At 69.0% G+C, this 6,236-nt stretch carries 9 protein-coding genes; 4 read left to right on the forward strand and 5 right to left on the reverse strand.

What is annotated here, in order from left to right:
- Together ACIQ6S_RS13920 and ACIQ6S_RS13925 are read right to left on the reverse strand one after the other, a co-directional pair.
- Positions 1 to 351, reverse strand: a 351-nt coding sequence (locus tag ACIQ6S_RS13920) for an efflux RND transporter permease subunit (RefSeq protein ID WP_397608876.1), incomplete at its 3' end; no start/stop codon positions are given.
- Positions 352 to 361: 10 nt separating this feature from the next.
- On the reverse strand, positions 362 to 1,537 hold the full coding sequence (locus tag ACIQ6S_RS13925; protein ID WP_397608877.1) for an efflux RND transporter periplasmic adaptor subunit: 1,176 nt from the start codon (positions 1,535 to 1,537) through the stop codon (positions 362 to 364).
- 231 nt (positions 1,538 to 1,768) lie between these two features.
- Between ACIQ6S_RS13925 and ACIQ6S_RS13930 the strand changes: the two genes are divergently transcribed.
- Positions 1,769 to 2,092 carry a c-type cytochrome gene (locus ACIQ6S_RS13930; RefSeq protein WP_397608878.1) on the forward strand — a complete coding sequence of 108 codons (324 nt, stop codon included), beginning with the start codon at positions 1,769 to 1,771 and terminating at the stop codon, positions 2,090 to 2,092.
- 17 nt (positions 2,093 to 2,109) lie between these two features.
- Positions 2,110 to 2,493 carry a c-type cytochrome gene (locus ACIQ6S_RS13935; protein ID WP_397608879.1) on the forward strand — a complete coding sequence of 128 codons (384 nt, stop codon included), beginning with the start codon at positions 2,110 to 2,112 and terminating at the stop codon, positions 2,491 to 2,493.
- Here ACIQ6S_RS13935 and ACIQ6S_RS13940 read toward each other — a convergent pair.
- Both ACIQ6S_RS13940 and ACIQ6S_RS13945 read right to left on the reverse strand, forming a co-directional pair.
- A complete protein-coding gene (locus tag ACIQ6S_RS13940; RefSeq protein ID WP_397608880.1) occupies positions 2,478 to 3,377 on the reverse strand; it encodes a hypothetical protein in 900 nt (299 codons plus the stop codon). The two genes, ACIQ6S_RS13935 and ACIQ6S_RS13940, sit on opposite strands and share 16 nt — an antisense overlap.
- A 207-nt stretch (positions 3,378 to 3,584) precedes the next feature.
- Complete coding sequence (locus ACIQ6S_RS13945; RefSeq protein WP_397572387.1) at positions 3,585 to 4,169, reverse strand: NfuA family Fe-S biogenesis protein; 585 nt, start codon at positions 4,167 to 4,169, stop codon at positions 3,585 to 3,587.
- A gap of 96 nt (positions 4,170 to 4,265) precedes the next feature.
- Between ACIQ6S_RS13945 and ACIQ6S_RS13950 the strand changes: the two genes are divergently transcribed.
- Positions 4,266 to 4,613: a 4a-hydroxytetrahydrobiopterin dehydratase gene (locus tag ACIQ6S_RS13950; RefSeq protein ID WP_397608881.1), complete on the forward strand. Its 348-nt coding sequence runs from the start codon at positions 4,266 to 4,268 to the stop codon at positions 4,611 to 4,613.
- Positions 4,614 to 4,626: 13 nt separating this feature from the next.
- Here ACIQ6S_RS13950 and ACIQ6S_RS13955 read toward each other — a convergent pair whose 3' ends face one another.
- Positions 4,627 to 5,616: an RluA family pseudouridine synthase gene (locus ACIQ6S_RS13955; RefSeq protein WP_397608882.1), complete on the reverse strand. Its 990-nt coding sequence runs from the start codon at positions 5,614 to 5,616 to the stop codon at positions 4,627 to 4,629.
- Positions 5,617 to 5,975: 359 nt separating this feature from the next.
- Between ACIQ6S_RS13955 and ACIQ6S_RS13960 the strand changes: the two genes are divergently transcribed.
- Positions 5,976 to 6,236 (forward strand): S1 RNA-binding domain-containing protein (locus ACIQ6S_RS13960; protein ID WP_397608883.1); only part of this gene is annotated, 261 nt, incomplete at its 3' end.

Below are 6,236 nucleotides of genomic sequence, written 5' to 3' on the forward strand. Positions count from 1 at the left end.
CAGCTGCAGGAGTTCCAGCTTGTCGCGGACCTCAAGGCTGGCCTGGTCCATGTCGGTGCCCCAGGCGAATTCGAGCACGACGTCGCTCTGCCCGGTGCGCGAAACGGACTTCAGCTTGCGCAGGTTCTTGACCACGCCCACGGCCTGCTCGATCGGCTCGCTGACGAGCGTCTCGATCTCGGCCGGCGCGGCGCCCACGTACTCGGTGCGCACCGTGAGCGTCGGGTAGCTCAGGTCGGGCAGCAGGTTGACCTTCAGGTCGAACAGCGCGATGAAGCCGAACAACACGAGGGTGACGGTCGCCATCGCCACCGTCACGCGACGGCGGGTGGCCAGTTCAATCAGGCTCATGGACGGGCGCTCAGCGGTTGGCAGCGTCGGCCACGGCCGTCGCGGCGGGCGCGGCGGCGGGCGGGTTCAGCACTTCCACCTCGGCGCCGTCGCGCACCGCGACCCGGCCCTGGGTGATGACCTGCTCGCCCGCTTCGATGCCGCCCAGCACTTCGGCGTATTCGCCGTTGATGTAGCCGAGCTGGAGCACCTTGCGAACCGCCTTGCCGTCCTCGACGACGAAGACCGCGGACTCGCCCGAGCCTTCGATGAGGGCGATGCGCGGCACGGTCAGCGCGGCGTCGCGTTCGTCGTAAACGATGTTCAGACGCCCAAACATGCCGGGGCGCAGCTTGTCCTGGCCGCGGAACACGCCGACGACGCGGAACGTGCCCGTCTGCGAATCCACCACCGGGCTGATGCGGCCGACCTCCCCCTGGAACACCTGGCCCGAGAGCGCATCGACCATCATCCGAATCGGCAGGCCAGGCGTCATCGTGTTCATCTCGCGCTCCGGCACGTTCAGCACGGCCTCGAGGTAGGAGGTGTCGACGATGCGGTACACCGGCGCATTCAGCGCGATCAGGTTGCCCGGCTTGGCCATCCGCTGTGCCACCACGCCGGAGATCGGCGCAGTGATCGTCGTGTAGCTCAATTCGAGGCGCGCGAGGTCGTAGGCGGCCTTGGCGGATTCGAATTCGTAGCGCAGCTGGTCGTTGGCGTCGGCGCTCACCAGCTTGCGTTCGAACAGCTCCTTCGAGCGCTCGAAGTTCGCCTGCAGGCGGCGCATCGTGGCTTCGGCGCGGGCCACCTCGAGGCGGGTGCGCTCCGGGTCGATCTGCGCCAGGGCCTGGCCGGCCTCGACGGTATCGCCTTCTTCGACCAGGACGCGCAGCAGCACGCCGCCGGTCTTGGCCACGACCTGGGCGTCGGCCGGCACTTCGAGGTTCGCCGTGCCGCTGTAGCTGGCCGAAATGCGGCGCTCGGCCACGGCGGCCACTTCGACCGGCACGGCCTCGTTCTTCTTCTCCTCGCCCGGCTTGCCGTCCTCCCCGGCCTCGGCCGTAGCCTCGGTCTCCTCGTCGGTGGCGGCATCGCCCTCGTCTTCGGCACCGCCCGAGCAGGCGGTCAGGGCGAGCACGGCCGCCAGGCCGAGGGCCAGGGCAAAGCGCGGGGTGGCGGAGGGGTTTGAGCGTGAAGCGGTCATGGGGAGGCCGTGGTGTGCTGGTTTCATACAACACTAATCCCCGGCCTTCACAAGCGCATATGCCAAGAGTCAGCCTGACCTCGCACACAGCCCCATGGAACGCGGATCAGTGACTCGGCGCACATCGGGGGTGGCCCGAGCCGCGGGCGCATCCTGAGCCATGACCCTGTCAAGGCGCCGCGTACGATGGCTATAATCCGCGGGCTTTCCACCCTGACCCCGGATCGTCTGATGCGTCGACTCCTGACCGCCCTGTTCGGCACCGCGCTCGCGCTCGCGATGGCGCCCGCCCACGCCGCCGGCAACCCCGAAAACGGCAAGACGCTGTCCTACACCTGCGCCGGCTGCCACGGCATCCCGGAGTACCGCAACGCGTACCCGAGCTACCACGTGCCGAAGATCGCAGGCCAGAACGAGGCCTACCTCGTCAACGCCCTCAAGGCTTACAAGAGCGGCGACCGCCAGCACCCGACGATGACCGCGCAGGCCTCGAGCTTCTCGGACCAGGACATCGCCGACATCGCCGCCTACCTGTCGGCCCCGAAGGCCAAGTGACGAAGGACCTCCGCCCCATGCGCCTCCAGACCCTCGCCACCGCCTCCCTCGTCCTCTTCGCCGGCACCGTGCTCGCCGTCGGCGCGCCGAAGGGCGACATCGCCGCCGGCAAGCAGCGCTTCGAAGCCACGCCGGAAGGCGGCCAGTCCTGCGCCAGCTGCCACCTCGAAGGCGGCGCCAAGTCGATCGACGGCAACACGCCGCTGCTCGCCGGCCAGTACGCCGACTACCTCGAGAAGGCACTGAAGGACTACCGCTCCGGTGCCCGCGTCAATGTGCTGATGAACGCCCAGGTCAGCGCGACCGAAGGCGCCAACAAGCTCACCGACGCCGACATCCAGAACATCGCCGCCTACCTCGCCGCGCAGCCGCAAGCGGTGGAGATCTACAAGTCGCGTTGATCATCGGAAGGCGCCGTGTCCGGCGCGCTCTGCTCCACGGGAAGCCCGGCCTCGCGCCGGGCTTCGTCGTTTGCGGCCGCATCGTCGGGCGAGCTGCCCGCGGGGTCGGCGCCGGGGCTGCACAGGGCCGACAGGCGGTCGAGGAAATAGGCCACCTGCACGGCCTCCTCGGAGTCCTCCAGGGCTTGCCGCAGTTCGCGGCACTGCACGCGGTTGGAACGGTCCCATGGCGCGGGCGGCGGGCGCTCCACGATCACCCCGGTGCCGCCGTTGCGGACGATCATGCAGCCCCCGGCGACGCCGGCCACGGTTCCGCAGACCAGCGAGAACTTGGGGTTGAGCGGAATCGACACCTTCCCCGTGGCCTTCTCCACCAGCCTCCCGAGCCACTCGTCGATGAGGCTGCCGCGCGGCCGCCAAGCGTGCGCGAAGCGCGACGGGTTCGGGTCCAGCGCCCGCGGACGGTAGAACACGTCGTCCTCAGTGCCGTTGCCCGGCGTGTAGTAATCCCCCTCGCGCGGCGGTGGCGTCGCCGAATACAGGTTCTCCTTCGGCAGCAGGGCGCGGGCCTCGTCGTCGAGATACAGGATCGTGCGCGCCACGGGCGCCGCTGCGAGCGCGGCGGCTGCGGTCGTCTCCGGCGAGGCAGCCTCGACCGGCTCGATCAACGGCGCGCGATCCACCAACGGTGGCGCGTCTCGGGGCGCTGCGACGTTGGGCGATGCGTCCGACGGGGCCGCCGCGGTGCGCGGCTGATCCGCGAGCGCCGGCACGCTGCGCTCCGCGGCCGGGTCCAGCAGATCCACCGGCACCCAGGCCGGGACCGGCCCAACATCGGCGACAGCCTCGAGAACGACAGGCTCGCTGGGCAGGGTCATCGCCACCAGCAGGCCGAGGTGCAAGGCCAGGGAAAGGCCCCAAGCGAGGCTGCGGCGCCACGAGAACTGCCGGTCTGACGCCATGCGTGCGGGGGGCCTCGATCACGAAGCGCCCGATGCTGGTGGGCCGGCGCGTAAGCCGCGGTTAAAGCCGCCTTATGGAGACGCGTCGATTCAGCGTCCAGCAGGAAACCGCCGACGTGGCGCGGCGATTCAGCGCGCGATGTAGGGCGCTTCGCCGGTGCTGTGGTCGGTGGCGTCGCGCACCGCGATGATGCCGGGGATCTTCGCCATCAGCTGCTTCTCGATGCCCTGCTTCAGCGTGACGTCGGCCATGCCGCAGCCGTGGCAGCCACCGCCGAAGCGCAACAGGACCACGCCGTCCGCGGTGACTTCCTCGAGACGCACGTTGCCCTTGTGCGCGGCGAGCTGCGGGTTGATCTCGTTGTCGAGCATCCAACGCACGCGCTCCGGGATCGACGCGCCATCGGCTGGTGCCGTGCCCTTGATCTTCGGCGCGCGGATATTGAGCTCTCCGCCGGTGGCATTCGTCCGGTAGTCGATCTCGGCGCCATCGAGGTAGCTCGCGGTGCCGCCGTCGACGAACAGCGTGAAGCCCTCGCAGTCCACGGCCCACTCGCTGCCATCGAGATCGCTCTTCTCGGCGAACTCCAAGCGCACGTCGGCCTTCGGCGTGCCGGCATGCAGCGCGGAAAGACGGATGCCCACGGCATCACCACCTTGCGATTCCAGCAGCCGGCGGAAATGGGTCTGTGCGGATTCGGTGATCTGGATCATCGGCGTATTCTATGCGCCCTCGTGCTTCACCGGCGTCGAGTCGCCGTCACGCGACATCGTCCGACGCCCACGCCGCCTTTGCCGAATGGACCTGCCATGACGACCCTCGCCGAACTCGCCGCCGCCCGCTGCACGCCGCTCCGCGGCGCCGAACACCAGCTTTCGCCGGAGCGCATCGCCGAGCTGCTGGCCCTGCTGCCGGCCGGCTGGCGCCTGATCGACGACGGCCCGGCCATCGAGAAGACCTTCCGCTTCGCTGACTACCACCGGACGATGGCCTACGTGAACGCGCTGGCCTTCATCGCCCATGCGGAGGACCACCACCCCGACCTCGGCGTGCACTACGACCGCTGCGTGGTGCGCTTCTCGACCCACGACGTGGGTGGGCTCTCGATCAACGATTTCGTCTGCGCCGCCAAGGCCGAAGCGCTGCTGCAGCGCTGAACCACCGACGCCCTCAGGCCAAGCGGTCGAGCACCGCGCGCAGTTCGTCGCTCAGCGGCGCGGTCACGAGGTAGGGCGTCGCGCCACCGTCGAGCGCGAACTCCATCGACGCCGCATGCAGGAACAAGCGTTTCAGGCCCACCTGCTCGGCGAGGCGCTTGTTGGCCTCCTTGTCGCCGTACTTCGGATCGCCGGCCACCGGGTGTCCGATATGGGCCGCGTGCACGCGGATCTGGTGCGTGCGGCCGGTCTCGATGCGGATCTCGCAGAAGCTGTGACCGCCGCGGCGCTCGAGCACCTTGATGTGGCTGACGGACGCCTTGCCCTCCGGATCAACGCGCACCATCCGTTCGCCGCCCTGCAGCACCGACTTCCGCAGCGGGGCGTCGACGGTGATGGTGCCGTCCGGCACGCGGCCGACCAACAGGGCGAGGTAGCGCTTGCCGGGGCCTTCGTCGTCCTCGCCGCCGCGCATCAGGGCCTGCAGTTCCAGCAGGGCCGAGCGTTTCTTGGCCAGCACGATGACGCCGGAGGTGTCGCGGTCGAGCCGGTGCACCAGTTCGATCGACTCGTTCGGGCGCAGGGCCCTCAGGCCCTCGATCACGCCGAAACTGACCCCCGACCCGCCGTGGGCGGCGATGCCGGAGGGCTTGTTGAGGGCGAGGATGGCCTTGTCCTCGAAGACGACGCTGGCGGCCAGTCGGTCCAGCAGCCCCTTGGGCGCCACCTTGGGCTCGCCCTCCTCCGCCAGCCGGACCGGCGGGATGCGCACCTCGTCCCCGGCCTTGATCTTGGTCTCCGGCTTGGCCCGGCCGCCGTTCACCCGGACCTGCCCCGAGCGCACGATCTTGTAGATGATCGAACGCGGCGCGCCTTTCAGCTGGCCGAGCAGGAAATTGTCGAGGCGCTGGCCGTCGCGGTCGTCCGGGATGCGGACGAGGCGAACGCCTCCGGTTTTCTCATTCATGGGCGAGACCGACGGGGTGGGCGGGCCGGAGCGCATCTGTTAAGCTCCGCGCGCAGGCTAAGGTTCTGATTCGCTTGGGAGTTGGCCGAAAGCCCCCTCCCCTGAGTTCCCGCCGAAACGCGACCACGCCCCCCGGGGGCGATCATGTTAGCGGCTTTCGAGTGGGCAAACCCGCCCCCTGCCCGAGTGTCCCGAAGGGTTGCCCGACGGCCACGCGGCTAGCACCGGATCGGCCTGACACACCGACCGGCATCAGTGGAATACAAATGAAGCGCTCCCGCGGGAATGCCCCGACGGTCCGAAGCGCTGGATCGATGCCAGGCGCCGCGCAAGCGGCGCCGGATGACGGGCCCGACCCGGCGTTCCTCGCGGTAGAGCGCATGAGGAACCTGACAATGAAGCGGATGCTGATCAATGCCACGCAGGCAGAAGAACTGCGCGTGGCGATCGTGGACGGCCAGTCCCTGTACGACATCGACATCGAGCAGTCGGCCAAGGAACAGCGCAAGTCCAACATCTACAAGGGCCGCATCACGCGGCTAGAACCCTCCCTCGAAGCGGCGTTCGTCGAATACGGCGTCGACCGCCACGGCTTCCTGCCGCTGAAGGAGATCGCCCGCGAGTACTTCCAGCCGGGTACGAACCCCGACAAGAAC

It is taken from the genome of Silanimonas sp. (assembly GCF_044377035.1).
Classification (GTDB): Bacteria; Pseudomonadota; Gammaproteobacteria; order Xanthomonadales; family Xanthomonadaceae; genus Silanimonas.